This is a genomic window from Microbacterium enclense (genome assembly GCA_038182865.1).
Taxonomy (GTDB): domain Bacteria; phylum Actinomycetota; class Actinomycetes; order Actinomycetales; family Microbacteriaceae; genus Microbacterium; species Microbacterium enclense_B.
In genome coordinates this window covers 3,826,197-3,852,704 of sequence record CP116226.1, presented here as the reverse complement: position 1 = coordinate 3,852,704, position 26,508 = coordinate 3,826,197, and the positions used below count along the sequence as shown (strand labels likewise).

Annotated in this window: 24 protein-coding genes; 19 read left to right on the top strand and 5 right to left on the bottom strand. The window is 68.1% G+C overall.

The window, feature by feature from the left end; genetic code table 11:
• Nucleotides 1-111 precede the first annotated feature (111 nt).
• The 5 genes from PIR02_18270 (at nt 112) to PIR02_18250 (ending at nt 7,163) form a co-directional block, all read left to right on the top strand.
• On the top strand, nt 112-1,326 hold the full coding sequence (locus PIR02_18270) for an MFS transporter (GenBank protein ID WZH36672.1): 1,215 nt from the start codon (nt 112-114) through the stop codon (nt 1,324-1,326).
• 146 nt (nt 1,327-1,472) lie between these two features.
• Nucleotides 1,473-3,710 (top strand): maltose alpha-D-glucosyltransferase, encoded by a 2,238-nt coding sequence (gene treS / locus PIR02_18265; GenBank protein WZH39043.1) that lies wholly within the window; start codon nt 1,473-1,475, stop codon nt 3,708-3,710.
• Nucleotides 3,711-3,745: 35 nt separating this feature from the next.
• Nucleotides 3,746-4,297 (top strand): GIY-YIG nuclease family protein, encoded by a 552-nt coding sequence (locus tag PIR02_18260; protein WZH36671.1) that lies wholly within the window; start codon nt 3,746-3,748, stop codon nt 4,295-4,297.
• Between the two features lie 92 nt (nt 4,298-4,389).
• Nucleotides 4,390-6,009 carry a HAMP domain-containing sensor histidine kinase gene (locus PIR02_18255; GenBank protein ID WZH36670.1) on the top strand — a complete coding sequence of 540 codons (1,620 nt, stop codon included), beginning with the start codon at nt 4,390-4,392 and terminating at the stop codon, nt 6,007-6,009.
• An 11-nt stretch (nt 6,010-6,020) separates the two neighbouring features.
• On the top strand, nt 6,021-7,163 hold the full coding sequence (locus PIR02_18250) for a diguanylate cyclase (protein ID WZH36669.1): 1,143 nt from the start codon (nt 6,021-6,023) through the stop codon (nt 7,161-7,163).
• A gap of 10 nt (nt 7,164-7,173) precedes the next feature.
• On the opposite strand, the gene PIR02_18245 is transcribed toward PIR02_18250, so the two are convergent.
• Nucleotides 7,174-7,557: a response regulator gene (locus tag PIR02_18245; protein WZH36668.1), complete on the bottom strand. Its 384-nt coding sequence runs from the start codon at nt 7,555-7,557 to the stop codon at nt 7,174-7,176.
• 97 nt (nt 7,558-7,654) lie between these two features.
• On the opposite strand from PIR02_18245, the gene coaE reads away from it, so the two are divergent.
• The 3 genes from coaE to PIR02_18230 all read left to right on the top strand — a co-directional run bounded on the left by coaE (nt 7,655) and on the right by PIR02_18230 (nt 10,829).
• On the top strand, nt 7,655-8,257 hold the full coding sequence (coaE, locus tag PIR02_18240) for a dephospho-CoA kinase (protein ID WZH36667.1): 603 nt from the start codon (nt 7,655-7,657) through the stop codon (nt 8,255-8,257).
• 64 nt (nt 8,258-8,321) lie between these two features.
• A complete protein-coding gene (uvrB, locus tag PIR02_18235) occupies nt 8,322-10,391 on the top strand; it encodes an excinuclease ABC subunit UvrB (protein WZH36666.1) in 2,070 nt (689 codons plus the stop codon).
• 15 nt (nt 10,392-10,406) lie between these two features.
• A complete protein-coding gene (locus PIR02_18230) occupies nt 10,407-10,829 on the top strand; it encodes a VOC family protein (GenBank protein ID WZH36665.1) in 423 nt (140 codons plus the stop codon).
• A 36-nt stretch (nt 10,830-10,865) separates the two neighbouring features.
• On the opposite strand, the gene PIR02_18225 is transcribed toward PIR02_18230, so the two are convergent.
• A complete protein-coding gene (locus PIR02_18225; protein ID WZH36664.1) occupies nt 10,866-11,102 on the bottom strand; it encodes a hypothetical protein in 237 nt (78 codons plus the stop codon).
• Between the two features lie 35 nt (nt 11,103-11,137).
• Here PIR02_18225 and PIR02_18220 point away from each other — a divergent pair, with 35 nt between their 5' ends.
• The 11 genes from PIR02_18220 to PIR02_18170 all read left to right on the top strand — a co-directional run bounded on the left by PIR02_18220 (nt 11,138) and on the right by PIR02_18170 (nt 23,152).
• Nucleotides 11,138-11,572 carry a MarR family transcriptional regulator gene (locus PIR02_18220; protein ID WZH36663.1) on the top strand — a complete coding sequence of 145 codons (435 nt, stop codon included), beginning with the start codon at nt 11,138-11,140 and terminating at the stop codon, nt 11,570-11,572.
• Between the two features lie 78 nt (nt 11,573-11,650).
• A complete protein-coding gene (uvrA, locus tag PIR02_18215; GenBank protein ID WZH36662.1) occupies nt 11,651-14,617 on the top strand; it encodes an excinuclease ABC subunit UvrA in 2,967 nt (988 codons plus the stop codon).
• A 3-nt stretch (nt 14,618-14,620) separates the two neighbouring features.
• Nucleotides 14,621-16,564, top strand: a complete 1,944-nt coding sequence (uvrC, locus tag PIR02_18210) for an excinuclease ABC subunit UvrC (GenBank protein ID WZH36661.1) — start codon at nt 14,621-14,623, stop codon at nt 16,562-16,564.
• A gap of 29 nt (nt 16,565-16,593) precedes the next feature.
• Nucleotides 16,594-17,472, top strand: coding sequence for an RNase adapter RapZ (gene rapZ / locus PIR02_18205; protein WZH36660.1), 879 nt, complete (start codon nt 16,594-16,596; stop codon nt 17,470-17,472).
• Between the two features lie 48 nt (nt 17,473-17,520).
• The gene (gene whiA / locus PIR02_18200) at nt 17,521-18,498 is read left to right on the top strand and encodes a DNA-binding protein WhiA (protein ID WZH36659.1); all 978 of its coding nucleotides are present in this window, start codon (nt 17,521-17,523) and stop codon (nt 18,496-18,498) included.
• 196 nt (nt 18,499-18,694) lie between these two features.
• The gene (locus PIR02_18195) at nt 18,695-19,321 is read left to right on the top strand and encodes a superoxide dismutase (protein WZH36658.1); all 627 of its coding nucleotides are present in this window, start codon (nt 18,695-18,697) and stop codon (nt 19,319-19,321) included.
• A 103-nt stretch (nt 19,322-19,424) separates the two neighbouring features.
• The gene (gene gap / locus PIR02_18190; protein WZH36657.1) at nt 19,425-20,435 is read left to right on the top strand and encodes a type I glyceraldehyde-3-phosphate dehydrogenase; all 1,011 of its coding nucleotides are present in this window, start codon (nt 19,425-19,427) and stop codon (nt 20,433-20,435) included.
• Nucleotides 20,436-20,441: 6 nt separating this feature from the next.
• Nucleotides 20,442-21,656, top strand: coding sequence for a phosphoglycerate kinase (locus PIR02_18185; GenBank protein WZH36656.1), 1,215 nt, complete (start codon nt 20,442-20,444; stop codon nt 21,654-21,656).
• Nucleotides 21,647-22,435 (top strand): triose-phosphate isomerase, encoded by a 789-nt coding sequence (tpiA, locus tag PIR02_18180; GenBank protein WZH36655.1) that lies wholly within the window; start codon nt 21,647-21,649, stop codon nt 22,433-22,435. The genes PIR02_18185 and tpiA overlap by 10 nt, the downstream gene beginning before the upstream one ends.
• Before the next feature lie 113 nt (nt 22,436-22,548).
• Nucleotides 22,549-22,797 (top strand): preprotein translocase subunit SecG, encoded by a 249-nt coding sequence (gene secG, locus PIR02_18175; GenBank protein WZH36654.1) that lies wholly within the window; start codon nt 22,549-22,551, stop codon nt 22,795-22,797.
• Nucleotide 22,798: 1 nt separating this feature from the next.
• Nucleotides 22,799-23,152 (top strand): RNA polymerase-binding protein RbpA, encoded by a 354-nt coding sequence (locus PIR02_18170; protein ID WZH36653.1) that lies wholly within the window; start codon nt 22,799-22,801, stop codon nt 23,150-23,152.
• Between the two features lie 72 nt (nt 23,153-23,224).
• On the opposite strand, the gene pgl is transcribed toward PIR02_18170, so the two are convergent.
• The 3 genes from pgl to zwf are packed head-to-tail and all read right to left on the bottom strand — an operon-like array spanning nt 23,225 to nt 26,507.
• Nucleotides 23,225-24,016, bottom strand: coding sequence for a 6-phosphogluconolactonase (pgl, locus tag PIR02_18165; GenBank protein ID WZH36652.1), 792 nt, complete (start codon nt 24,014-24,016; stop codon nt 23,225-23,227).
• Nucleotides 24,013-24,960 carry a glucose-6-phosphate dehydrogenase assembly protein OpcA gene (locus PIR02_18160; protein ID WZH36651.1) on the bottom strand — a complete coding sequence of 316 codons (948 nt, stop codon included), beginning with the start codon at nt 24,958-24,960 and terminating at the stop codon, nt 24,013-24,015. The genes pgl and PIR02_18160 overlap by 4 nt, the downstream gene beginning before the upstream one ends.
• Nucleotides 24,957-26,507, bottom strand: coding sequence for a glucose-6-phosphate dehydrogenase (zwf, locus tag PIR02_18155; GenBank protein ID WZH36650.1), 1,551 nt, complete (start codon nt 26,505-26,507; stop codon nt 24,957-24,959). Before zwf ends, PIR02_18160 begins: the two co-directional genes overlap by 4 nt.
• Nucleotide 26,508: the final 1 nt, after the last annotated feature.

Sequence of the window (26,508 nt, the reverse complement as noted above, 5' to 3'; positions counted from 1 at the left end):
GTGGCCATTTCGCATTTACGGGCATGACAGCTCACAGCGTCGGAGCCCCTTCTTACGAGGAAGGGGCTCCGACGCTTTCGTCGTCTCCGGGCTCGAACTAGGGTCGAAGACGTGAGCGACTTCTCCGGCCATCTGCCCGGGAGTCGCGAGTACCGCCGACTGCTCGTCGGCCTGTTCTTCGGCGGTGTTGCGACGTTCGCGCAGCTGTACGCCACTCAGGCGGTGTTGCCGGCCATCGCTGCCGACACCGCCTCCGGGCCTGCGGGTGCTGCACTCACGGTCTCGGCGTCGACGCTCGGACTCGCGATCGCGGTCATCCCGTGGTCGCTCGTCGCGGATCGCATCGGCCGTGTGCCGGTGATGGCGGTCGGTCTGCTCGCGGCCACTCTCCTCGGCGGTGTCGCACCGCTCGCGCCGGACATCAGCGTGCTGCTCGCGGTTCGTCTGCTCGAGGGCGCGGCCCTCGGCGCAGTGCCCGCCGTAGCGCTGGCGTACCTCAGTGAGGAGGTCGCGCCACGCCACGTCGCCGCTGCCGCCGGCTCCTACATCGCGGGCACGACGGTGGGGGGTCTGTCCGGCCGAATCGCTTCCGGGTGGGTCGCCGAAGTCGCCGGGTGGCGGTGGGGCGTGGCGTCCGTGGTGCTTCTGTGCGTCGTCGCTGCGATCGTCTTCGTGGCGCTGGTCCCGAAAGCGCGGGGTTTCGTCCCTCGTCGTGAACGACTCGCGAAGGGACCCTCGGTGCGTCGGCGGCTCGGCGAGAATCTTCGGTCGCCTGTGCAGCTGGCGTTGTACGCCCAGGGATTTCTGCTCATGGGCGCATTCGTCGCCGTGTACAACTACCTGGGCTTCCACCTGACGGGGTCTCCGTTCTTCCTCACGCCGGTCGTGGTCACCCTGCTGTTTCTCGCGTATCTGGCGGGCACGTTCTCTTCTCCGCGAGCGGGAGCTCTCGCCGTACGCCACGGGCGGCTGCCCGTCCTGCTGGCGTGCACCGGCGTGATGGCGATCGGTGCGGCCCTGATGTTCATCCCGACGGTGGCGACCGCGATCGTCGGACTCGTCGCATTCACGGCCGGGTTCTTCGGTGCGCATGCGGTGGCGTCCGGTTGGACACCCGTGGTGGCGGATCCGGAGGCGCGCGCGCAGGCGTCGTCGCTGTACTACCTGGGGTACTACGCGGGGTCGAGCGTGTTCGGGTGGGCGCTGGGTGTTGTGTACGCCTCGAGCGGGTGGAGTGTGTTCCTCGGAGCGGTGCTGCTGATGTGCGCAAGCGCTGCGACGATCGCGGCGATGACCTTGCGATCGGCCGGCACGGCGCGGTCGTGAGTCGCGGATGGAGGGACACGCCGTTGCGCGAGGTCAATGCCCACGGCCGATGTCGTGGGGACCGACTAGCGTCGGAGAAGACGTGAGGGAGGTCGGGAGTGGACGACGCCGACGAGCGCACCGTGGTGGATGACGAAACGGTCGAGGTGCAGCCGGACGAGGCCGATGGCGCGGTCGAGGCCGCAGCGGAGATCAGTTACGACGAGCAGCGGTATCCGGCCCGCCCGCGGCGCCTTCGGCCGCGAGATCAGTTCCGTGGCGGGACGCTCCGGCGCTTCCTGACCGATCCGCGAAACGCGAACGGCGGCAACCCGTCGTACGTGGAGTGGCTCGTGCGCCAATCGATGCTGAAAGACGCCGATGTGTTGAGTCGACAGTTGTCGGGTCAGCCCTCGATGTGGCGCAACCCGTACGCTCGTCCGGACGCGCGCCGGGCGATCGAGTCCACGGACGTGTGGTTCACCGCGTATCCGATCTCCCTGATCACTCGACCGGGTGAGTCGTTCCTCGACGCGCTCGGCGATGAGACGCTGTGGGAGGCGTTCGAGTGGGTCGGCATCAATGGCATCCACACGGGACCGGTGAAGCGGGCGGGCGGCATCACGGGCTGGCAGGAGACTCCGAGCGTCGACGGTCACTTCGACCGCATCAGTACCCAGATCGACCCCGACTTCGGTGACGAGAACGCCTTTCGTCGCGTGGCGGACGTCGCGGAAGCGCACGGGGGCAGCGTCATCGACGACATCGTGCCCGGTCACACGGGCAAGGGCGCCGATTTCCGGCTCGCGGAGATGGCCTACAAGGACTATCCGGGCATCTACCACATGGTCGAGATCCCTCGCGAGGACTGGGGGTTGTTGCCGGAGGTTCCCGCAGGGCGTGACTCCGTCAATCTCGACGCGGAAACCGAGCGCGAACTCAGCGCCCGGGGGTACATCATCGGTGAACTGCAGCGCGTGATCTTCTACACCCCAGGGGTGAAGGAGACCAACTGGAGCGCGACGGCGCCGGTGCTCGGAACAGACGGCATGGAGCGCCGCTGGGTCTACCTGCACTACTTCAAGGAGGGGCAGCCGTCCATCAACTGGCTCGACCCGACCTTCGCGGGAATGCGGCTGGTGATCGGTGACGCCTTGCACTCGCTCGGCGATCTCGGCACCAGCGCTCTTCGGCTCGACGCCAACGGATTCCTCGGTGTGGAGAAGAGCGCCGAAGGCCTGCCGGCCTGGTCGGAAGGCCACCCGCTCTCGCACGCGGCCAACCACATCATCGCCGGAATGGTCCGCAAGGTGGGCGGTTTCACTTTCCAGGAACTCAACCTCACGATCGAGGACATCCGCGACACCGCGGCGGTCGGAGCCGATCTGTCGTACGACTTCGTCACACGCCCGGGGTATCACCATGCCCTCGCCACGGCGAACACCGAGTTCCTCCGTCTCGCGCTGACGACCTCGCTCGAGATCGGCGTGGAGCCGGCGCAGCTCGTCCACGGGTTGCAGAACCACGACGAGCTCACCTACGAGCTGGTGCACTGGGCGACGACGCATCACGACACCGTGTATCCCTTCCGCCATGGTGAGGCCACCGGCGCCGAGATCGCCGAGACGGTGCGCGCGGAACTCACGGAGAAGCTGACAGTGGCCGCCGACTACAACCTCGTGTTCACGCAGAACGGCATCGCGTGCACCTCGGCTTCGCTCATCGCGGCGACGCAAGGGAAGGCGACGCTCGACGAGATCACGAAGGACGACGTCTCGGCCATTCGCGATGCCCATCTGCTGCTCGCCAAATACAACTCGTGGCAGCCGGGCGTGTTCGCCCTGTCGGGATGGGACCTCACCGGCTCGCTGACCCTGCCAGTCGACGAGGTGCGCCATCTCATCGCCTCGGGAGACACTCGGTGGGTCGAGCGCGGCGCACACGACCTCCTCGACGTGGCACCGGACGCGAACGGATCGGCGTCGGGGATGCCGCGCGCACGATCGCTCTACGGCTCGCTCACGGCTCAGCAACAGGACCCATCCTCGTTCCTCTCGGGTCTCCGGGACGTCCTGGAGATTCGCACGGACAACGCGATCGCCGTGGCGTCTCAGGTCGACATCCCCCAGGTGGGGCATCCGAGCATGCTCGTGATGGTCCACCGTCTCGACGGCGGTGATCGTCGCCGCGAGGACGCACCGCTTCAGCTGACGGTGCTGAACTTCTCCGGCGAGACGATCGAAGGGACCGTGCGCTCGGAGTGGCTCGTGCCGCAGAGCACGGCCGTGGATGCCGCGACGGGTGACGTCGTAGGACGCGTCGATGAACTGCAGAGCTTCGCCCTCGAACTCGGTCCCTACGCGGGACTGTTCCTGGTGATGGAGGATGCCCCGACGGCGGAGTGAGCGTCGATGTCGGAGGTGGCGCATACGGTACGGGAATGGCATCCGTCATCGCGTGCGTCGCCTCCGGGTGCGCCTCACCCGCAGAGCCCGATGCGCCGATCGCTCTGTGCAACTGGCATCTCGCGGTCGCGGCGGAGTGGGCGGGAGCCCAGGACGGGGTGACCGATGTGCTGCCGTCGCCCTGCGCCTTGTGCGGGTCGCGACTGGGGGTGCGGTGGCCCAGCGGGTGGCTCTGCGCGATCTGCGAATGGCGAGCGGGCGACCCTGTCGACGGGGAGCTTTCGCCACCTCGTGTCGACATCGTCTACTACCTGCGGTATGAAGACCGCGTCAAGATCGGTACGACCGCGCACCCGCGGCATCGCCTCCGTGTGTTGTGGCATGACCAGGTGCTCGCCTTCGAGCGCGGGGACCGCGTGGTCGAACACCGGCGCCACGAGCAGTTCGCGCGTGACAGGTTCGGCCGGACGGAGTGGTTCCGGCTGAGTGAAGACCTCGCCACGCACGTCGGGTCGCTGCGGGCGGGTGTCGACGACCCCTGGCAGCAGTTCGCGCGCTGGACGAGCGAGGCGATCGCACGCCAGTGAGAGAGCGGCGGCCGGGAGGCATGCGGGGTATCCGCGCCGCCGCGCCGGAACGAGGCGAGCGCTCGGGCTATGCGCGCGCTATGGTCAGGGCCATGCCGGGCACGTTATTGACCGAGCGGCTGGGGGTCCATCGCAGCATCCTCTCGAACCAGGCGCTCCTCCTCGCGGCGACGCTGCTGCTCGTGATCTCGACCACTCTCCTGGGGCAGATCCGGTCGGCGACGGTGTTCATCCTCAGCGTCGCGATCATCTTCGCCGGCGCAGTGCTCGCGATCCTCGCGCCCTGGAGGTCGTTGCCGGCGTGGGCCCTGGGGATCGTCCCCATCATCGACGTGGTGGCCATCGCCCTCCTCCGCGAGAGCGCGCCGCTCGCCGGGGTGGGGTTGCTGTGGGCGTTCCCCGCGATCTGGATCGGCTCGACCTTCGGGGTCGGGGGAGTGATCGCCGTCTTCATCGGCGTCTCGGCGGTCGTCGTCTTCCAATTGAGTCACGACGACCAACAGCGCCTCACGGCAGCGACGGTGGTCCTGCCCTTCACCGTCGTGGCCCTGTCTGCTCTCGCGAACTCCACGGCCCGTCGAGCGCGCGCGCAGCGCGCTCTCCTGGAGAAGCAGTCCGCCGAGTTGCGGCGGTCGGCGGAACGCGCGCGTCGTCAAGAAGATCTCGTGACCGAGGTCCTGGATGCCGTCGACTTCGGCGTCATCCGGGTCACCCCCGAGGGAGATCTCGCTCTGACGAACGAGGCCCACGCGCGCCTTCAGGCGACGGCGGATGTGTTCGGCGCCCCGATCGCCGCGTACGCGGCGGACGGGGTGACCCCGGTGCCGGCCGATGCGACTCCACTGTTCCGTGCTCGAGCGGGCGAGGTCTTCGAGAGCGAGCTGGTGTGGTTCGGCGCGCCGGGACAGGACCGCCGTGCGCTGAGCGTGACCGCGCGCCGGCTACCCTCGACGACCGATTCGAACCCCGGCAGCATCGTCGTCTCACGCGATGTGACGGCCGAGGAGCAGGCGCTCCGTGCCCGCGACGACCTCGTGGCGAGCGTGTCGCACGAACTCCGCACGCCCCTCACCTCGATCATCGGATACCTGGACCTCGCCCTCGACGATCCCGGGATCGAGGCGGCCACCCGCGAGCGACTCGAGGTCGCGGCGCGCAACGCGACACGGTTGCGCGAACTCGTTTCGGACATCCTGGCGATGTCGGCATCATCGCGACACGGCGCGGAATTCGACCTCGTTCCGGCAGAGACCGACGTCGCGACGATCGCTCGCCTGTCGATCGAGTCACAGGCGCCGCGCGCGGCGGACTACGGCATCCGTATCGACGACACCGGGGTGCGCACCGCTACGGCTGTCGTGGACCCCCGCCGTCTTCGCCAGGTCATCGACAACCTCCTCTCCAACGCGATCAAGTACAACGTGCGTGGAGGGACCGTGTCGGTCGAGACGAGCGCAGACGAAGCATCCGTTTTCCTGTCCGTCTCGGATGACGGCCCCGGAATCTCGCGCACGGAGCAGATCCGCCTGTTCGAGCGGTTCTTCCGCGGGGACGCGGTGCGCAACTCCTCGACCCACGGGAGCGGTTTGGGACTCGCGATCAGTCATGACATCGTCCGCGCCCACGGCGGCGAGATCACGGTGCGTTCGGCGCCCGGCGAGGGAGCGACCTTCACGGTACGTCTACCACGAGACGCCGGTACGACCTCGTGATCCTCGACTCGGTGAGCCTGCAGGTCGCCGCCCTCCTGGTGATCCTCGTGTCTGCTCTGATGTATGTGCTCGATACGCTCATGCTGAAGGACGGTCCTGCGGGACGGTACTGGTCGGCGGCCTACATCAGCGGGTGCCTTTCGGCTCTGTGCTATCTGGTCGAGATGCTCATCCCGGATCCCTTCGTCGCCCTCGCGATCGGCAATGGTGCGTTCGTAGCCGCGACGGGTTTCATCTGGCTGGGATGTGTCGCCTTCAACGGCCGGTCGCTGCGCGTGCCTCTGATCGTCGGGGCGGCGGCTGTCGTGACCGTCATGGTGGCGGCCGCTGCCGAGGGGCCCGACGGGGGGCCGTGGGCGGGCGCTGTGCCGTTCTTCCTCGGGAACGCGTTGTTCGCCGTGCTGGGGGCGATCGAGACCCGCCGCGGCGTCGTGCGCGGTCGCTGGAGTGCCGTCGGACTTACCGTCGTCCTATCGATCGAGGCCCTGTGGTTCGTCGTGCGTACCGGCGTCTTCGTGGTCCTCGGGCCGGACAGTGACCTCTTCCGCACCGCGTTCGACACACGCGTCGCGTCGGTGCTGACCATCGTCCTCGTGGTGGCAGCGGTCGTCGTCACCTCGTCGCTGAGGTCGAGCGACTCAGCGTTGCGCAGCAATGCCGTCACGCGGACCTTGACGGTCGACCGCGATGGCATCCTGTTGCGCGAATCGTTCCGTGGTGCGCTGAGCATCCTGCTCTCCCGCGCCCGGGCGGCGGAGGAGGATCCGTGCGTGGTCTGCCTCCGCATCGACGACCTCCGCCGAGTCGCGATGGCCTTCGGCCCCGGTGAAGCGGATGCCATCCTGCGGGCGTTTCGCGCCGCGGCGCGCCGTCACGCGCCGACGATGGCGCTTGTCGGCGAGACCGACACGACCGGGGTGACGGTGGCCTTCGTGGCGACGACCGTCACCGACGTCCGCCGCACGGTCCGTGCGCTTCGGGATCGCGTGGTGGACGACGTCGCCGCCGCGGGCACCTCGGTGGTGCCGGTCGTCGGCGCCGGGGTCGCGCTCGCCGGTGACGTCGGGTTCGACGCCGATCGTCTCATCGAGACGGCCGACACCGCGGCCGCGGAAGCCGTGCTCACGGGTGAGCAGCCGTTCGGGCTCGCGTAGGTCGCGACGCCTACGCGCCGTCGGCGCCCTCGCCGGTGACCAGGAGGCGAACGCGATCGCGGAGCTCGCGCGGTCGGAACGGCTTCGTGAGGTAGTCGTCGGCGCCGGCGTCGCGTCCCGCTCTTTCTTCGGTCTCGTCGGCGCGCGCGCTCACCATGAGGATGCGCGTCGCGCTGAAGGCGCGAATCCGGCGAGCCGTCTCGAACCCGTCGATACCCGGCATGCTGACATCCAGCGTCGTGACCCCCGGATCATGGCGATCGACCAGGCTGATCCCTTCCAACCCACCCGAGGCCGGGTGCACGTCGAAACCGGCTTGCTCGAGGATGGCGACGATCAGAGAGCGGATGTCGGCATCGTCTTCGACGACGACAGCGACATTCGGGTTCGGCATGATCGGACTTCCGTGCGTGGGTCGAGAAAGCCAGAGCACGGCTCACTCAAATGCTAGACCACCGGTCGGGAAGGCCGGTCTGTGGCATCCTCGTCTGGTGCCTCTTCTCGCTCTCACCGGCGGCATCGCGTCGGGCAAATCGACGATCGCGGCCCTGCTGCGCGATCGCGGCGCCGTCATCGTCGATGCCGACGCGATCGTGCGCGACGTGCAGTCGCCGGGGTCGCCGGTCCTCGACGCCATCGCGCGGGAGTTCGGACCCGAGGTGATCACGGACGACGGCGCGCTGGATCGGGCCGCTCTCGGCTCCCGCGTCTTCGGTCACCCGGATCGGCTGGCGGTGCTGAACTCTCTGGTCCATCCCGCCGTGCGCGCGGAGTCGGAGCGACGTTTCCACGAGGCTCGTCTCGCCGACCCGGATGCCGTCGTCGTCTATGACGTCCCCCTGCTCGCCGAGGCGTGCGGCGGGGATCAGTGGGACCTGGTCGTCGTCGCCCACGCCCCCGCTGACGTACGGGCGCGCCGTCTGGTGGAGAATCGCGGGTCGAGCGAAGACGAGGCGCGCGCGCGGATCGGGTCGCAGGCCTCCGACGAGGAGAGGCTGCGGCTGGCTGACGTGGTCATCGACACCACCGGCGACATGGAGGAGACGCGGCGTCAGGTCGACGAGCTCTGGGGGCGGATCGCACGCGACCGCTGACCCCGTTCGTGCTGAGCGAACGCAACCCGACCCCGATGTCGGAGGCCCCGCCTACGCTGGAATCATGCAGGCCACGCGATCCGTTCGTCCCTTCGAGGTCATCAGCGAGTACAGCCCGTCCGGTGACCAGCCGCAGGCCATCGCCGACCTCGCCGCGCGCATCAACGCGGGCGAGACCGACGTCGTGCTGCTGGGTGCCACCGGTACCGGCAAGTCGGCGACCACGGCCTGGCTCGTCGAACAGGTCCAGCGTCCGACGCTGGTGCTGGCGCACAACAAGACTCTGGCGGCGCAGCTGGCGAACGAGTTCCGCGAACTCATGCCGAACAATGCTGTGGAGTACTTCGTCTCGTACTACGACTACTACCAGCCCGAGGCCTACGTCCCGCAGACCGATACGTTCATCGAGAAGGACTCCTCGATCAACGCCGAGGTCGAGCGTCTTCGCCACTCCACGACGAACTCGTTGTTGTCGCGTCGCGACGTCGTCGTCGTCTCGACCGTGTCCTGCATCTACGGCCTGGGCGCCCCGGAGGAGTACCTGCGCGCGATGGTGGCGCTGCAGGTGGGGGAGCGGTACGACCGCGACGCGCTGATCCGCAAGTTCATCTCGATGCAGTACAACCGCAACGACGTCGACTTCTCGCGCGGCAACTTCCGCGTGCGGGGCGACACGATCGAGATCATCCCGGTGTACGAGGAGTACGCGATCCGCATCGAGATGTTCGGCGACGAGATCGAGGCGCTCTACACGTTGCACCCGCTCACGGGCGACGTCATCGAGAAGATGGACTCGGTCCCGATCTTCCCCGCTTCGCATTACGTCGCCGGGACCGAGACGGTCCAACGCGCGATCGGCACCATCGAGCACGAACTGGCCGAGCGGCTGAAGGAGTTCGAGTCGCAGGGCAAGCTGCTCGAGGCTCAGCGTCTGCGCATGCGCACGACCTTCGACCTCGAGATGCTGCAGCAGCTGGGGTTCTGCTCCGGTATCGAGAACTACTCTCGCCATATGGACGGCCGGGTGGCCGGCGAGCCGCCGCACACCCTCCTCGACTTCTTCCCCGATGACTTCCTCCTCGTCATCGACGAGTCTCACGTCACAGTGCCCCAGATCGGCGCGATGTATGAAGGTGACGCGTCACGAAAGCGCACGCTCGTCGACCACGGCTTCCGTCTGCCGAGCGCCATGGACAACCGCCCTCTGCGGTGGGACGAGTTCAAGGAGCGCGTCGGGCAGACCGTCTATCTCTCCGCCACGCCGGGGCGTTACGAGATGGGCATCGCCGACGGCGTCGTCGAGCAGATCATCCGTCCCACGGGACTCGTCGACCCGGAGATCATCGTGAAGCCCTCGAAGGGGCAGATCGACGATCTGCTGGAAGAGATCCGTGTGCGCGTCGAGCGTGACGAGCGGGTCCTCGTGACGACGTTGACGAAGAAGATGGCGGAAGAGTTGACGGACTTCCTCGGCGAGCACGGCGTGCGGGTGCGCTATTTGCATTCCGACGTCGACACGCTGCGTCGCGTCGAGTTGCTCACCGAGCTGAGGGCGGGCGTCTACGACGTGCTCGTCGGCATCAACCTTCTGCGTGAGGGCCTCGACCTCCCCGAGGTCTCTCTCGTGGCGATCCTGGATGCCGACAAGGAGGGCTTCCTGCGCAGCGGGACCTCGCTCATCCAGACGATCGGTCGCGCGGCGCGCAACGTCTCGGGCGAGGTGCACATGTACGCCGACAAGATCACGGACTCCATGCGCAACGCGATCGACGAGACCGAACGTCGCCGGGAGAAGCAGATCGCGTACAACACGGAGAACGGCATCGATCCCCAGCCCCTGCGGAAGAAGATCGCAGACATCACCGAGGTCTTGAACCGCGAGGCGACCGACACCAAGAAGCTTCTGGCGCGCACGGACAAGGCGGGCAAGGGCAAGTCGCCGACGCCTCAGCTGCGCCGCACCGGCATCGCCGCGGAGGGGGCCGACCAGCTCGAGTCGACGATCGCGGACCTGACCCAGCAGATGCTGGCGGCGGCCGGTGAGCTGAAGTTCGAACTCGCCGGGCGGCTCCGCGACGAGGTCCAAGATCTGAAGAAGGAGCTGCGAGCGATGGAGCGGGCCGGGCACGCCTGAACCGCGGGAGAAATCATGGAGCAGCGCGTCACCCTCATCACGCTCGGTGTCGATGACCTCGATCGGGCGATCTCGTTCTACGGTGCGCTCGGATGGGAGGCCCACCCCGCCTCCGTCGAGGGGGAGGTGGCCTTCTTCGACACCGGCGGGATGGTCGTCGCCCTATGGGACCGTGCCAAGCTCGCCGACGACTCCGGCGTCACGGACAGCGGGGGGTGGGGTGGGGTCACGCTCGCGCACAATGTCACCGAGCCGCGCGAGGTGGACGCGCTCCTCGAGCGGACCGCGGCCGTCGGTGCTCGTCTCGCCCGCGCGGGAGCTGCCACTCCGTGGGGCGGCTATTCCGGTGTCTTCGTCGACCCGGACGGTCACCCCTGGGAGATCGCGGTCAACCCCGGATGGCCTCTCGACGCCGACGGGCGGCCGCACCTGGGCTGACCAGCGTCGGCTCCGCTCCGCCGCGCACGGAGTTCGTCAGGGGCAGTGCAACAGGGGTTTGGGTCCGCTCCGGTCGACCGTGTGCTCGGTCATCGGGTGACCGCACAGCGGACAGGGGCGCCCGGTGCGCACGGGCTCCGGCTCGGTCTCGTACGGTCCGACAGAGGCCGGTCCCGCCACCCGGATCAAGCGCGTGTTGAGGTACTGGTACCAGCCGCCGGCTTCGCGAACGCGGTCGCGCAGCGGCGGGCGGTCGGGATCCTTTCGTGTCATGATTATTAGTGTACTAACGATTTGAGGAGGAGTGCGTGGACGATCAGTTGAAGCTGGAGAACCAGGTCTGCTTCGCCCTGGTCACCGCCGCCCGCAATGTCGTCTCGATCTATCGGCCGGTGCTCGAACCGCTCGGTCTGACGCATCCGCAGTACCTCGTCATGCTCGCCCTGTGGGAAGACGCCCCGCGGTCCCTGGGTGCCCTCGCGACGGAGCTCGCGATGGAGCCGGCAACTCTCTCCCCGCTCGTGAAGCGTCTCGAGGCGCAGGGGCGGGTCGTCCGTACGCGCCGCGCCGACGATGAGCGGGTGCTCGACATCGCGCTGACCGACGAGGGGGCCGCCTTGCGGGCCGCGGCGCTCGAGGTGCCGGGGAAGATCATGGAGCGTGTCGGCATCGACGAGTCCGCTCTCGTCGCGCTGCGAGACGGTCTCGCTCCGTTCGCCGCGACCCCTCGCGACCGGGGCTGAGTGCGGCGGCCCTGTGCACATCCGTGCGCCGGAGGCGAACCCGGGACCGATGTCGGAGGCCCCACCTAGACTTAACAGGTGCCCATCGTTCCCGTCACTCCCGCCCCTTCTTCGGCCCCTTCCGGCTCCAGCGGAAAGCTCAGTGTCCGTGGCGCTCGTGTCCACAATCTGAAGGATGTCGACCTCGACATCCCGCGCGACGCGCTCGTCGTCTTCACGGGGCTGTCGGGCTCGGGCAAGTCGAGCCTCGCCTTCGACACGATCTTCGCTGAGGGGCAGCGTCGCTACGTCGAGTCGCTCAGCGCCTACGCGCGGCAGTTCCTCGGCCAGGTCGATCGCCCCGACGTCGACTTCATCGAGGGGCTCAGCCCCGCGGTCTCGATCGACCAGAAGTCGACCAACCGCAACCCGCGTTCGACGGTCGGCACGATCACCGAGATCCACGACTACATGCGTCTGCTGTGGGCGCGCATCGGTGTGCCCCACTGCCCCGAGTGCGGTGCGCGCATTCAACGTCAGACGGTGCAGCAGATCGCCGACCAGCTCATGGAGCTGCCCGAGCGCACGCGCTACCAGATCGTCGCCCCCGTGGTCTCGCAGAAGAAGGGCGAGTTCGTCGACCTCTTCAAAGAGCTGAGCGCCAAGGGCTACGCACGTGCCGTCGTCGACGGCGAGCTCATCCAACTCTCCGAGCCGCCGACGTTGAAGAAGAGCTACAAGCACGACATCGCCGTGGTGGTCGACCGGCTCGTGGCATCCGGAGACAACCTCAGCCGTGTCACCGACTCGGTCGAAACGGCCATGGGCTTGGCTGGCGGCATCATGCAGGTCAACTTCGTCGATGAAGAGGGCGACGACGCGTGGCAGTCGTTCTCCGAGAAGCTGGCCTGTCCCAACGGCCACCCCCTGCAGCTGACCGAGATCGAGCCCCGCACCTTCTCGTTCAATGCACCCTTCGGCGCCTGCCCCGTCTGCTCCGGCCTCGGCACGCGCATGTCGGTCGACGTCGACCTCATGCTCGGCGACGAGGAGCTTTCGATCCGCGACGGCGCGATCCTGCCGTGGACCACGCAGGGCAAGGGCCTCTTCCAGTACTACGAACGTCTTCTCGAGGGTCTCGCCCGCGATCTGAAGTTCTCCCTGGACACCCCGTGGAAAGAGCTGTCGCACGACGTACAGCAGGCCGTGCTGCGCGGAGAGAACTACAAGGTCACGGTCAAATGGAAGAACCGATACGGCCGCGAGATGCGGTACTCCTCGGGCTTCGAGGGCGTGGTGCCGTACATCGAGCGCCAGTACCTGCAGGCCGAGTCCGACGCCCAGCGTCAGCGGTGGTCGGAGTACCTGCGCGAGGTGCCGTGCGCCGTCTGCGACGGCGACCGCCTCAAGCCGGAGGTGCTCGCGGTGCTCGTCGACGACACGTCGATCGCTGCGGCCTCGCGGATGAGCCTCGCCGACGCGCGCGAGTTCTTCTCGAAGCTGACCCTCACCGACCGTGAGGCGACGATCGCGGCGGCGGTGCTCCGCGAGATCCGCGCGCGCCTCGACTTCCTCCTGCAGGTGGGGCTGAACTACCTCAGCCTCGGCCGCGCGGCCGGGACGCTCTCGGGAGGAGAGGCGCAGCGCATCCGTCTCGCCACCCAGATCGGCTCGGGCCTGACCGGCGTGCTGTACGTGCTCGACGAGCCCTCGATCGGTCTGCACCAGCGCGACAACCGCCGGCTCATCCAGACGCTCGAGACGTTGCGGGATCTCGGCAACACGCTGATCGTCGTCGAGCACGACGAAGAGACCATCCACGCCGCCGACTGGGTCGTCGACATCGGACCTCGCGCGGGCGTCGACGGCGGCAACGTCGTGCACTCCGGCCCCCTCGCCGAACTGCTGGAAGACGAGCGGTCCCTCACGGGTGCGTATCTGTCGGGCCGTCGCGCCATCGAGGCGCCGAAGAAGCGCCGCAAGATCGACAAGAAGCGGCAGGTCACCGTCGTCGGAGCGCGCGAGAACAACCTCCAGAACGTCACCGTCGACTTCCCGCTCGGCGTGCTGACGTCGGTGACCGGCGTCAGCGGTTCGGGCAAGTCGACGCTCGTGAACGGCATCCTGTACGAAGTCCTCGCCTCCAAGCTCAACGGAGCGCGCCGCGTTCCCGGCAAGCACACCCGCGTGACCGGACTCGACAACCTCGACAAGGTCGTGCACGTCGACCAGGCGCCGATCGGACGCACGCCCCGGTCGAACCCGGCCACCTACACCGGCGTCTTCGACCGCATCCGGAGCCTCTTCGCCGAAACCCCCGAGGCCAAAGTGCGCGGCTACCAGGCCGGGCGTTTCAGCTTCAACGTCAAGGGCGGCCGCTGCGAGGCGTGCTCGGGCGACGGCACTCTCAAGATCGAGATGAACTTCCTGCCCGACGTGTACGTCGACTGCGAGGTCTGCCACGGGAAGCGCTACAACCGCGACACCCTGTCGGTGCACTACAAGGGCAAGAACATCGCCGAGGTGCTAGAGATGCCGATCTCGGAGGCCGCGGAGTTCTTCGAGCCCATCCAGGCGATCCACCGCTACCTCAAGACGCTCGTCGACGTCGGCCTGGGGTACGTGCGCCTGGGGCAGTCGGCCACGACGCTCTCGGGCGGTGAGGCGCAGCGCGTCAAGTTGGCCACAGAGCTCCAGCGTCGCAGCAACGGCCGATCGATCTACGTGCTCGACGAGCCGACCACCGGTCTGCACTTCGAAGACGTGTCGCTGCTGCTCAAGGTGCTCAACGGCCTCGTCGACAAGGGCAACACCGTCATCGTCATTGAGCACAACCTCGACGTGATCAAGAGCAGCGACTGGGTCATCGACCTCGGCCCCGAGGGGGGATCGGGCGGCGGCACGATCGTGGCGACCGGGACGCCGGAACAGGTCGCGAAGGTCGAAGCGAGCCACACCGGTGCGTTCCTCGCCGAGCTGCTCGAGACCGGCCGGACGGGTACCCAGCGCAACACGGCCGAGCTCGAGACCGCCCGAGAGCCGGAGCTGGCCGGCCAGGGGGTCTGAGCCATGGCATCCCGAGAACGGGTGTCGCACCTTCCCTACCGTCCGAAAGCCGGCGAGATCCCCACGAACCCGGGGGTCTATCGGTTCCGCGACGCCGAAGGCCGGGTGCTCTACGTCGGCAAGGCGAAGAACCTGCGGGCCCGACTGTCCAACTACTTCGCCCCGCTGCACTCCCTCCACGAACGCACCCGTCGAATGGTCACGACGGCGGCGAGTGTGGAATGGACGGTCGTACCCAGCGACATCGACTCGCTCCAGCTCGAGTACATGTGGATCAAAGAATTCGATCCGCCGTTCAATGTCCGCTACAAGGACGACAAGTCCTACCCCTACATGGCGATCACCCTCGCCGATGAGGCGCCGCGCGTCATCGTCACCCGCAACCACAAGATCCGCGGGGCGAAGTACTTCGGGCCGTACCCGAAGGTGTGGGCGGTGCACGACACCATCGACCTCATGATCAAGGTCTTCCCGATCCGCACCTGCAGCGACTCGTCGTACAAGAAGGCCATGCAGTCGGGGAGGCCCTGCTTCCCCGGCCAGATCGGTCGCTGCGGCGGTCCCTGTTCGATGAAGGTCACGATCGAGGAACACCGCGCGATCGTGAACGACTTCATCGCGTTCATGTCCGGCGGCGACCAGCGCTTCACGAAGCAGCTGACCGCGCGGATGAAGGAAGCATCGGCGGCGATGGACTACGAGTCGGCGGCGCTCTATCGCGACCGTCTGCAGGCCATCGACGCGGTGCTCGGTAAGAGCGCGCTCGTGCTCGCCTCCGACACGGATGCCGACCTCTTCGGCATCGCGGAAGACGAACTCGCCGCCACCGTGCAGCACTTCGTCGTGCGAGGCGGTCGTGTCCGCGGGGTGCGGGCCACGACGATCGAGAAGGAGATCGACATCTCCGGTGCCGACCTCGTCGACCAGGTCCTGCAACGCACCTACGGAGACGCGGATGCCGCTGACATCCCGCGTCAGGTGCTGGTGCCCGAGCTGCCCGACGACGCTGATCAGCTCGAGGCCTGGCTGCGCGAGCGGCGCGGCCGTCCGGTCACGCTGCAGGTCGCCCAGCGCGGGCGAAAAGCCGACCTCCTCAAGACCGCGACATTGAACGCCCAGCAGGCGCTGATGCTGCACAAGACGCGTCGCACCAGCGACTACGTCGCACGGTCGCAGGCCCTCACCGACCTGCAGGAGGCGCTCGGGCTGACCGAGGCGCCCCTGCGCATCGAGTGCTTCGACGTCTCGCACCTCTCGGGCACGAACGTCGTGGCATCCATGGTCGTGTTCGAGGACGGACTGCCACGCAAGGACCAGTACCGCTCGTTCGGAGTGGCCGAGACGACCGATGACACCGACTCGATGTATCAGGTGCTCACACGTCGATTGGCCTACCTCGATCGTCCGGATGACGACGAGCCCGAGACCATCGGTGGAGCGATCGTGGCCGCCCCCGACTCGGCGGAGGCCACGGCGGAGGGGGAGGTCGTCACGGCGCGGAAGCGTCCGCGGTTCGCGTACCGCCCTCAACTCCTCGTCGTCGACGGCGGGCAACCGCAGGTCGCGGCTGCCGCGCGGGCTCTGGCGGATGCCGGACACGAGGAGATCGCGCTGTGCGGCATCGCGAAACGCCTCGAAGAGGTGTGGCTGCCGGGGGAGGAGTACCCGGTGATCCTCCCCCGCACGTCCGAGGCGCTGTACCTCCTGCAGCGCCTCCGTGACGAGGCGCACCGCTTCGCGATCGTGCACCAGCGCAAGCGCCGCAAGCGCGACATCACGAGCGTGCTGACCGAGGTGCCGGGGCTCGGCGATACACGCATCAAGGCTCTGCTGCGTCACTTCGGGTCGGTCTCGGCCTTGAAGCAGGCGACGCCCGACGAGATCACCGAGCTCCCCGGTATCGGTCCGGCCCTGGCCGAGGCGATCCACACGCATCTGTCTCGGTAGGCTGGACGCGACGACGGGAGGCGACCGCCATGGAACCGGGCCGAGACGAACCAGGCGACGTGCTGATCGTCACGGGCATGTCGGGCGCCGGTCGCTCGACCGTGGCGAACGCCCTGGAAGACCTCGACTGGTACGTGGTCGACAACCTGCCGCCACTGATGCTGCGTCCGCTGCTCGAGCTCGCCGATCTCGCCGGCGGGGCGGTCCCGCGGGTGGCGGTCGTCGTCGATGTGCGCGGCCGCACCCTCTTCAGCGATCTCCCCGAGGCCATGCGGTCGCTGCAGGCCGGCCGACAGGTGCGCGTCGTTTTCCTGGACGCCTCCGACGCCGTCCTCGTCCGTCGGTTCGAGGCCGTTCGTCGACCGCACCCGCTGCAGGGCGACGGGACCATCCTCGACGGCATCCGTCGAGAACGCGAGCGCTTGGCGCCCGTGCGCGAGGCGGCCGACATCGTCATCGACACGTCGATGTTCAACGTGCACCAGCTTTCTCTGCGTGCGGTCCAGCTCTTCGGAGAGCAGGGGGCGGCACGGCACACGGTGACGCTGATGAGCTTCGGGTTCAAGTACGGGCTTCCCCCCGACGTCGACCTCGTGGCCGACATGCGATTCCTGCCGAACCCGTTCTGGAGCGAGGATCTGCGCCCCCTGACCGGCGAGGATCCCGCCGTGCGGGAGTACGTTCTGGGCCAGGAAGGCGCGGCGGAGTTCCTGGATGCGTACGCGGCCGCCCTGCGCCCCGTGCTCGAGGGCTATCAGCGCGAGAACAAGCGTCACTCGGTCGTCGCCATCGGATGCACGGGGGGCAAGCACCGCTCCGTCGTCATGTCGCGCGAGCTGGCTGAGCGTTTGGAGGGGATCCCGGGGGTGGCCGTTCGCGTGGCTCACCGCGACCTCGGCCGCGAGTAGGCTGTACCCTCGTCCCCGCCCCCACCCCCCCCCGAACCGAGGAGTACCGTGCCGCTGACCGCCGACGTGAAGGCCGAGCTCATCACCGTCCGTGACCCGCGCCCCACCGCGCGCGTCGCCGAGCTCACGGCCATCCTGCGCTTCTCCGGCGGATTGCACTCGATCGCCAACCGCGTCGCCGTCGAGGCCGAGCTCGACTCGGACGTGCTGGCACGTCGCGTGGCCCGCGACCTCGTCGAGCTCTACGGGGTGCGCCCGGAACTGCACCACGTGCAGGGCTCCGGCGGCCGCACGGGCGGCTACTACGCGGTTCGCGTCATCGAAGCGGGCGAGACCCTGGCGCGACAGACGGGTCTCCTCGACCAGCGCCGTCGCCCCGTCCGCGGCCTCCCCAACAAACTGACCACGGGATCCCGTCCCGACCTCAGCGCGATCTGGCGCGGCGCCTTCCTCGCCAGCGGGTCGCTCAGCGACCCGGGACGCTCGGCCGCGTTGGAGATCTCGTGCCCGTCGTCCGAGGCCGCCATGGCCCTCGTCGGCGCCGGGCATCGCATCGGCATCCCGGCGAAGGCGCGAGAGGTGCGGGGCGTTCCGCGCGTCGTCGTGCGCGACGGGGAAGCCATCCGTGGCGCCCTCTACGAGATGGGTGCGCGCCGTACGGCGGGGGAGTGGGACCAGATGCGCCAGCGCCGTGAGGTGCGCGCGGGCGTGAACCGTCTCGTCAACTTCGACGACGCCAACCTCCGCCGCTCCGCACAGGCTGCCGTCGCCGCGTGCGCCCGCGTCGAGCGGGCCTTGGAGATCCTCGGGGACGAGGTGCCCGAGCACCTGCAGCAAGCCGGCGAACTCCGTCTCGCCCACCGCGACGCGAGCCTGGATGAGCTCGGCCACCACGCCGACCCGCCCCTGACGAAGGACGCCGTCGCGGGCCGCATCCGTCGCCTCCTGGCCATGGCCGACAAGAAGGCGGAAGTCGAGGGCATCCCCGGTACCGAGGCCGCCGTGCCGGTGGGCATCGAGGGCTGAGTCTCTCCGGATGCCACGCCTCCGGCATCCGATCCGCTCGCGCCTCGACGCGCCCGGGTGACCCGAGTTCGGTCACATGGGGAAGCAACCCCGGGGGTCCGGCGTTACTCGTCAGTAGGATGAAAACGTCACCCTCGCTGCGCGTCGTTTCTTGCGTTGAGGCCTCGGCGCAGCGACCGATCCGGAAGTAGAGACCATGGCGAAGTACACACTGCCCGAACTCCCTTACGACTACGCCGCGCTGGAGCCGCACATCAGTGCGACCATCATGGAGCTGCACTACAGCAAGCACCACCAGACGTATGTGAACGGCGCGAACGCCACCCTCGACCTGCTCGCCGAAGCGCGCGAGAAGGGCGACTTCGCCAACATCAACCGCCTGCAGAAGGACCTCGCGTTCAACCTGGGCGGTCACACCAACCACTCGATCTTCTGGACGAACCTCTCGCCGAACGGTGGCGACAAGCCCACCGGCGACCTCGAGGCCGCCATCGATGACCAGTTCGGATCGTTCGACGCCTTCCGTGCGCAGTTCACCGCTGCCGCCCTCGGCGTGCAGGGCTCGGGCTGGGCGGGTCTGTTCTGGGACTCCATCGGTCAGAACCTGATCATCCAGCAGTTCTTCGACCAGCAGGGTCAGATCGTCGCGGGCACCGTGCCGATCCTCCTCCTCGACGTGTGGGAGCACGCGTACTACCTCGACTACAAGAACGTGCGCGCCGACTACGTGAAGGCGTTCTGGAACATCGCGAACTGGGCCGACGCCCAGGAGCGCTTCGCCGCTGCCCGAGAGAAGACGGCGGGTCTGCTGGTACTGTCGTAAGCGGTGCGGCGTCCCGGTGGGACACCTCACCGGGACGCCGTTGTCCGCCAGCGAACACCGCAATCACGCGCTTCTCGCGCACAACTGATTCAGGAGATATTCCGTGACCGTCAAGATCGGAATCAACGGCTTCGGCCGTATCGGACGCAACTACCTCCGCGCGGCTCTCGCGCAGGGTGCCGACCTCGAAATCGTGGCGGTGAACGACCTCACCGACAACAAGACCCTCGCCCACCTCCTCAAGTACGACTCCGTCGGCGGCGTGCTCGCCGAGGACGTCTCGTACACCGAAGACTCCATCACCGTCGGCGACAAGACCATCAAGGTCTTCGAAGAGCGCGATCCCGCCAACCTTCCCTGGGGCGAGCTGGGTGTCGACATCGTCATCGAGTCGACCGGTCGTTTCACCAAGGCCGAGGACGCGAAGAAGCACGTCGCGGGTGGCGCCAAGAAGGTCCTCATCTCGGCTCCGGCCACGGGTGACGACGCCACCATCGTCATGGGTGTGAACGAAGAGACGTACAACCCCGAGACCGACGTCATCATCTCGAACGCGTCGTGCACCACGAACTGCCTCGCCCCCCTGGCGAAGGTGTTCAACGACGCCTTCGGCATCGAGCGCGGTTTCATGATGACGGCGCACGCCTACACCGCCGACCAGAACCTGCAGGATGGCCCGCACAGCGACCTCCGCCGTGCCCGGGGCGCCGCGATCAACATCGTGCCCGCCTCCACCGGTGCCGCCAAGGCCATCGGCCTGGTCCTGCCCGAGCTCAACGGCAAGCTGAGCGGCTCGTCCTACCGCGTGCCGGTTCCCACCGGCTCGATCGTCGACCTCACGATCGTCACCCCCACCGAGGGCCTGACGGTCGACCAGGTCAACGCCGTGTACAAGCAGGCCGCTGCTGAGGGTCGCCTCAACGGCATCCTGCAGTACACCGAGGACCCGATCGTCTCGAGCGACATCCAGGGCAACCCGCACTCGTCGATCTTCGACGCGGAGCTGACCAACGTCAGCGGCAACCTGGTCAAGGTCTCGTCCTGGTACGACAACGAGTGGGGCTACTCGAACCGCCTCGTCGACCTCACCGAGTACGTCGCCGAGCGCCTGTAACCCTTCATGGCTCTGCGCACCCTCGATTCGCTGGGGTCGCTCGCCGGCACGCGCGTCATCGTCCGTTGTGACCTGAACGTCCCTCTCAAAGACGGCGTCATCACGGACGATGGCCGCGTGCGCGCGTCGCTGCCGACCCTCAACGCACTGATCAACGCCGGCGCGCGTGTGATCGTGTGCTCTCACCTCGGCCGCCCCGACGGTGCGCCCGACCCCGCGTACTCGCTGGAGCCGGTCGCGCAGCGCCTGTCCGAGCTGCTCGGCCAGCCGGTCGCGTTCGCCCGCGACACGGTCGGCGAGTCGGCTCAGGATGCCGTGGCCGCCCTGGAGGACGGCGAGGTCGCCGTCATCGAGAACCTCCGCTTCAACGCGGGGGAGACCTCGAAGGACGACGCCGAGCGCCAAGCGTTCGCCCGGGAGCTCGCCGGCCTCGGCGATGCCCTCGTGTCGGACGGCTTCGGCGTCGTGCACCGCAAGCAGGCGAGCGTCTACGACCTCGCCCAGATCGTGCCGTCGGCCGCGGGCCTGCTCATCCAGAAGGAGCTCGAGGTCCTCGACCGCCTGACCGAGAACCCGGAGCGTCCCTACACGGTCGTCCTCGGTGGCTCGAAGGTCAGCGACAAGCTGGGCGTCATCGAGCATCTGCTCCCGCGCGTGGACAAGCTCCTCGTCGGAGGAGGCATGATGTTCACGTTCCTCGTCGCCGAGGGACACGCCGTGGGCTCGAGCCTTCTCGAGAACGATCAGATCGACACGGTGAAGGGCTACATCGCTTCGGCGAAGGAGCGCGGCGTCGAGATCGTGCTGCCCGTGGATGCCGTCGTCGCCGCGTCGTTCTCGGCCGATGCCGAGCACGTGGTGGCCGACGCCGACGCGCTGGAGGACACCGCCTTCGGCTCGTCCGGTCTGGGCCTCGACATCGGTCCCCGCACCGCGGAGATCTTCGCCGAGGCGATCCGCGCTTCGCGCACCGTCTTCTGGAACGGCCCCATGGGCGTGTTCGAGATGAAAGCGTTCGAGGCCGGCACCAAGACCGTGGCCCAGGCGCTCACCGAGGTCGACGGCCTCAGCGTGGTCGGCGGCGGTGACTCGGCGGCGGCTGTGCGTCAGCTCGGCTTCACCGATGACCAGTTCGGTCACATCTCCACCGGCGGCGGCGCCAGCCTGGAGTTCCTCGAAGGCAAGAAGCTCCCCGGACTGGAGGTCCTCGGATGGGTGTGACCAGAACCCCCCTCATCGCCGGCAACTGGAAGATGAACCTCGACCACCTGCAGGCGGTCGCGTTCGTCCAGAAGCTGCACTGGACGTTGAAGGAAGCCAAGCACGAGAACGGCAGCGTCGAGGTGGCGGTCTTCCCGCCGTTCACCGACCTGCGCACCGTGCAGACGCTTCTCGACGCCGACAAGATCGAGTTCGCCCTGGGCGCGCAGGATCTGTCGGCTCACGACTCGGGTGCCTACACCGGTGAGATCTCCGGACAGTTCCTCGCGAAGCTGAACGCGCGCTACGTGATCATCGGTCACTCTGAGCGTCGACAGTTCCACAACGAGACCGATGAGGTCGTCGCCGCGAAGACCCAGGCGGCCCTCCGTCACGGTCTGGCCCCGGTGATCTGCGTCGGTGAGACCTCGGAGGACCTCGAGAAGTTCGGTGCCAGCGCCGTGCCCGTGGGGCAGCTCGAGGTGGCGCTCGAGGGTGTGGCATCCGACGCCGAGATCGTCGTCGCGTACGAGCCGGTCTGGGCGATCGGCTCCGGACAGGCGGCGACGCCGGATCAGGCCCAGGAGGTCTGCGCCAAGCTCCGTGCGGTCGTGGCAGACAAGCTCGGCGCCGACGCGGCCGCGCGCACGCGCGTCTTGTACGGCGGCTCGGTGAAGTCGAACAACATCGCCGCGTTCATGCGCGAGCCTGACGTGGACGGCGCCCTCGTGGGCGGCGCGAGCCTCGTCGTCGACGAGTTCGCGGCGATCATCCGCTACCAGAAGCACGTCGGGGTCTGATCTCGACACGGATGCCCGCGGCACGTGGCCGCGGGCATCCGTGCGTCCACCCCGCGTCCCCGTATACTTGACGCTTGTGCGGTCGACCCGGCCGCAGCGAAAGGCTTTCGACAGTGCAGATTCTCGAGTTCGTCCTGCAGGTGCTGCTGGGCATCACCAGCCTCCTGCTGACCCTGCTCATCCTGCTCCACAAGGGGCGCGGCGGCGGCCTGTCCGACATGTTCGGTGGTGGCATGAGCTCCGCGCTCGGCTCGTCGGGCCTGGCGGAACGCAACCTCAACCGTTTCACGATCGTTCTCGCACTGGTGTGGTTCGTCACCATCGTGGGTCTCGGTCTGCTGACCAAGTTCGCGGAGATCTGACATGGCTACTGGCGGTAACGCGATTCGTGGCTCCCGCGTCGGGGCCGGACCCATGGGTGAGCAGGACCACGGCTTCCACGCCGACCGTGTGGCCGTGTCGTACTGGGACGCCCTCGGTAACGAGACCGTTCGGTATTTCGCGGCGGGTATCCCCGACGACGAGATCCCCGAGACGATCGACTCCCCGCACTCCGGCCTTCCCGCCGGACGCGACAAGAACAACCCGCCGGCCCTGGCCAAGTCGGAGCCGTACAAGACGCACCTCGCCTACGTGAAGGAGCGCCGCACCGACGAAGAGGCGGCGTCACTCCTCGACGACGCGCTCCAGCAGCTGCGCGAGCGCCGCGGACAGTAAGCGCGAGAACGAGAAGAGACCGGATGCCATGGCATCCGGTCTCTTTCTGTTCTCCGCGCGAGCGACTCGCGCTCAGTACTCGCGGTCGATCAGCTGCGGCGGCACCTGGTCGGCTGCCGACTCGTCGACGAAGAACGCGGTGCGGCGTCGGCCCTTGGCCCCCGCTGCGGGAACGCTCTGATAGCTGGCTCCGGCGAGGGCGAGGCCGAGGGCGGCGGCCTTGTCGGCGCCGGCGATGACCATCCAGACCCGCTTGGACGAGTTGATGACAGGACGTGTGAGCGAGACGCGATCACTCGGCGGCTTGGGAGAGTCGCGCACGGGGACGGTCGCCCGGTCGGTGACCGAGATCTCGGCGCGATCCGGGAACAGCGAGGCGATGTGCGCGTCGGGACCGACGCCCAGGAAGCAGATGTCGAACGACGGCCATGGTCCCGTCTCGCTGCGATCCGACGGGGCGAACTGCGCCAACTCGTCGGCGTAGGCGATGGCGGCCGCGTCGAGGTCGAGCCCCTGATCCGACGACGCCACCGCGTGGATGTTGGCCGCGGGGATGTCGAGGTTGTCGAGGAATGCCTCACGCGCCTGCTTCTCGTTGCGGTCGTCGGAGCCGCGGGGCACGAAGCGCTCGTCGCCGAACCAGAAGTGCACGAGCGACCAGTCGATGTCGGCAACCCGGGGGTCGAGGGCGGCGGTGCGCAGGACCGCCCCGCCCATCGTCCCGCCGGTGAGGCAGACATGCATGCGCTTGCCTTCCGCCACGCGCTTCACGATGCGGTTCATGAAGCGGGTAGCGACGTACTCGGCCAGCGCGTCGGGGTCGCGCTTGATGATCACGCGCTTGGTGGCGCCGTTCTCGGTCATGTGTCGCTCCGCTCGTCCGCCGTGCGGAGCAGGTGCGCGCACTCGGTGATGACCCGCCCGTAGAGGACGTCGGGGTCGAGACGACGCAGCTCCTCTGCGAGGCACTCGCGCAGCGTCCGCCGGGGGAAAGCGAGGTCGTGCGTGGGCTGGCCGGGCTGCGTCAGCACGGCCACCGCGGGCTCGGGGCGCTCGAGGAGGGTGTCGCCGCTCGCACGGGTCAGGCGCACCGACTTGATGCCGGTGGCCCACTCCTCGGGGGACAGGTACACGTAGTTCACGGGCGCCTCGAGCTTCAGCCCGAGCCACGCGGCTAGAAGGGCGGTCGACGGCGAGTCGGCCGCGCCCTTGACCTCGATCGCGGTGACCGGCTCGTAGGGAGGCTGGTCGAGAACCGCCGCGAGCTGCTCGCGCCAACGCGTGAGCCGCGTCCACGCGAAGTCGGTGTCGCCGGGCGCGTGGTGCTCGCCGAGCCGCGCGACCCAGGCAGCGGGATCGGCCTGCGACGACGCGTCGGTGATGCGGCGCTGGGCGATGCGACCGATGGCCGACTTCGACGGGTTCTCGGGCGCGTCCGCCGGCCACCACGCCACGACGGGCGCGTCGGGCAGGAGCAGACCGGTGACCAAGCTCTCGGCGTTGGAGCCGGCCGCCCCGTGCGCACGCAGGACGACGACCTCGCTCGCGCCGGCGTCGCCGCCCACGCGGATCTGCGCGTCGAGGCGCGGTTCCTCGTCGTCCTCGCCGAACAGGATCGCGATGACGCGCATCGGGTGCTCGCGGGAGGCGTCGTTCGCGGCCTCGATGACCTCTTCTTCGGAACCGTGGTGGGTGACGATGATGAGGGTCAGCACGCGGCCGAGAGCGACGGCGCCGCCCTCTTCGCGGACGCTGACGAGCTTCTTCGAGATCGCGCTGACGGTGGTGTCGGGCAGGTCGATGATCACGGGCGCCTCCAGGTGCGGCCGTCGCGGGCGAGGAGCTCGTCGGCAGACGCCGGGCCCCACGATCCAGGCGAGTACTGTTCGAGCGGGCCGCCCTCGGCGGCCCAGAACTCTTCGATCGGGTCGAGGATCTTCCAGCTGAGCTCGACCTCCTCGTGACGGGGGAAGAGCGGCGGGTCGCCGAGCAGCACGTCCAGGATGAGTCGCTCGTACGCCTCGGGGCTCGCCTCGGTGAAGGCGTGGCCGTAGCCGAAGTCCATCGTGACGTCGCGCACCTGCGTGCCGTCACCCGGAACCTTGGAGCCGAAACGGATCGTGACACCCTCGTCGGGCTGCACGCGGATCACAAGGGCGTTCTGCCCCAGCTCCTGCGTCTGGCTGCGCGAGAACAGCTGCTGCGGCGCGCGCTTGAAGACGACGGCCACCTCGGTGACGCGGCGTCCGAGACGTTTGCCGCTGCGGACGTAGAACGGCACGCCCGACCAACGGCGGGTGTTGATCTCGAGCTTGATCGCGGCGTACGTCTCGGTGACGGACTCAGGGTTCATGCCGTCTTCCTCGAGGAAGCCGAGCACCTCCTCGCCTCCCTGCCACCCGCCGGCGTACTGACCGCGCGCGGTCGCCTCGGCCAGGTTCTCGGGCAGCCGGACGGCGGCGAGAACCTTCTCCTTCTCCGCGCGCAGGTCGGCGGCGTTGAAGCTGATGGGCTCCTCCATCGCCGTGAGCGCGAGGAGCTGCAGCAGGTGGTTCTGGATGACGTCGCGCGCCGCTCCGATGCCGTCGTAGTAGCCGGCACGGCCGCCCACGCCGATGTCCTCGGCCATGGTGATCTGCACGTGGTCGACGTAGTTGCGGTTCCAGATCGGCTCGTAGAGCTCGTTCGCGAACCGCAGCGCCAGGATGTTCTGCACCGTCTCTTTGCCGAGGTAGTGGTCGATACGGAAGATCGAGTCGGCGGGGAACGCGCTCTCGACGACCTCGTTCAACTCACGCGCAGAGGCGAGGTCGTGGCCGAACGGCTTCTCGATGACGACGCGGCGCCAGCCGGTGGTGTCGTCGGCCGTCTCGCCCACGAGACCGGACGCCTTCAGCTGCGTGGTCACGAGGGGGAAGGCCTTCGGCGGGATCGAGAGGTAGTAGGCGTGGTTGCCCATCGTCCCGCGCTCCACGTCGAGACGGTCGACGGTCTCGCGCAGGCGCTGGAACGCCGCGGGGTCGTCGAACTCGCCCTGGACGAAACGGATGCCCTCCAGCAGTTCTTTCCACGTCTCCTCACGGAACTCCGTGCGGGCGTACTGCTTGACGGACTCGTACACGACCTTCGCGAAGTCCTGGTCCTCCCAGTCGCGACGGGCGAAGCCCACGAGCGCGAAGCCCGGGGGCAGCAGACCGCGGTTGGCGAGGTCGTACACCGCCGGCATGAGCTTCTTGCGGGACAGGTCGCCCGTGACACCGAAGATGACGAGCGCGCTGGGGCCGGCGATGCGGCTCAGACGGCGATCCTCAGGATCGCGCAGGGGGTTGTGACCCGGGGTGATCTCTACGACCATG

What these genes read in the sequence shown, in the direction of transcription:
- PIR02_18225 (WZH36664.1), bottom strand. Translation starts at nt 11,102, where the DNA reads ATGACACGAAAGGATCCCGACCGCCCGCCGCTGCGCGACCGCGTTCGC.
- PIR02_18170 (WZH36653.1), top strand. Translation starts at nt 22,799, where the DNA reads ATGGCTACTGGCGGTAACGCGATTCGTGGCTCCCGCGTCGGGGCCGGA.
- zwf (WZH36650.1), bottom strand. Translation starts at nt 26,507, where the DNA reads ATGGTCGTAGAGATCACCCCGGGTCACAACCCCCTGCGCGATCCTGAG.
- PIR02_18195 (WZH36658.1), top strand. Translation starts at nt 18,695, where the DNA reads ATGGCGAAGTACACACTGCCCGAACTCCCTTACGACTACGCCGCGCTG.
- PIR02_18185 (WZH36656.1), top strand. Translation starts at nt 20,442, where the DNA reads ATGGCTCTGCGCACCCTCGATTCGCTGGGGTCGCTCGCCGGCACGCGC.
- pgl (WZH36652.1), bottom strand. Translation starts at nt 24,016, where the DNA reads ATGACCGAGAACGGCGCCACCAAGCGCGTGATCATCAAGCGCGACCCC.
- PIR02_18260 (WZH36671.1), top strand. Translation starts at nt 3,746, where the DNA reads ATGGCATCCGTCATCGCGTGCGTCGCCTCCGGGTGCGCCTCACCCGCA.
- uvrB (WZH36666.1), top strand. Translation starts at nt 8,322, where the DNA reads ATGCAGGCCACGCGATCCGTTCGTCCCTTCGAGGTCATCAGCGAGTAC.
- rapZ (WZH36660.1), top strand. Translation starts at nt 16,594, where the DNA reads ATGGAACCGGGCCGAGACGAACCAGGCGACGTGCTGATCGTCACGGGC.
- PIR02_18255 (WZH36670.1), top strand. Translation starts at nt 4,390, where the DNA reads ATGCCGGGCACGTTATTGACCGAGCGGCTGGGGGTCCATCGCAGCATC.
- uvrC (WZH36661.1), top strand. Translation starts at nt 14,621, where the DNA reads ATGGCATCCCGAGAACGGGTGTCGCACCTTCCCTACCGTCCGAAAGCC.
- PIR02_18245 (WZH36668.1), bottom strand. Translation starts at nt 7,557, where the DNA reads ATGCCGAACCCGAATGTCGCTGTCGTCGTCGAAGACGATGCCGACATC.
- tpiA (WZH36655.1), top strand. Translation starts at nt 21,647, where the DNA reads ATGGGTGTGACCAGAACCCCCCTCATCGCCGGCAACTGGAAGATGAAC.
- PIR02_18230 (WZH36665.1), top strand. Translation starts at nt 10,407, where the DNA reads ATGGAGCAGCGCGTCACCCTCATCACGCTCGGTGTCGATGACCTCGAT.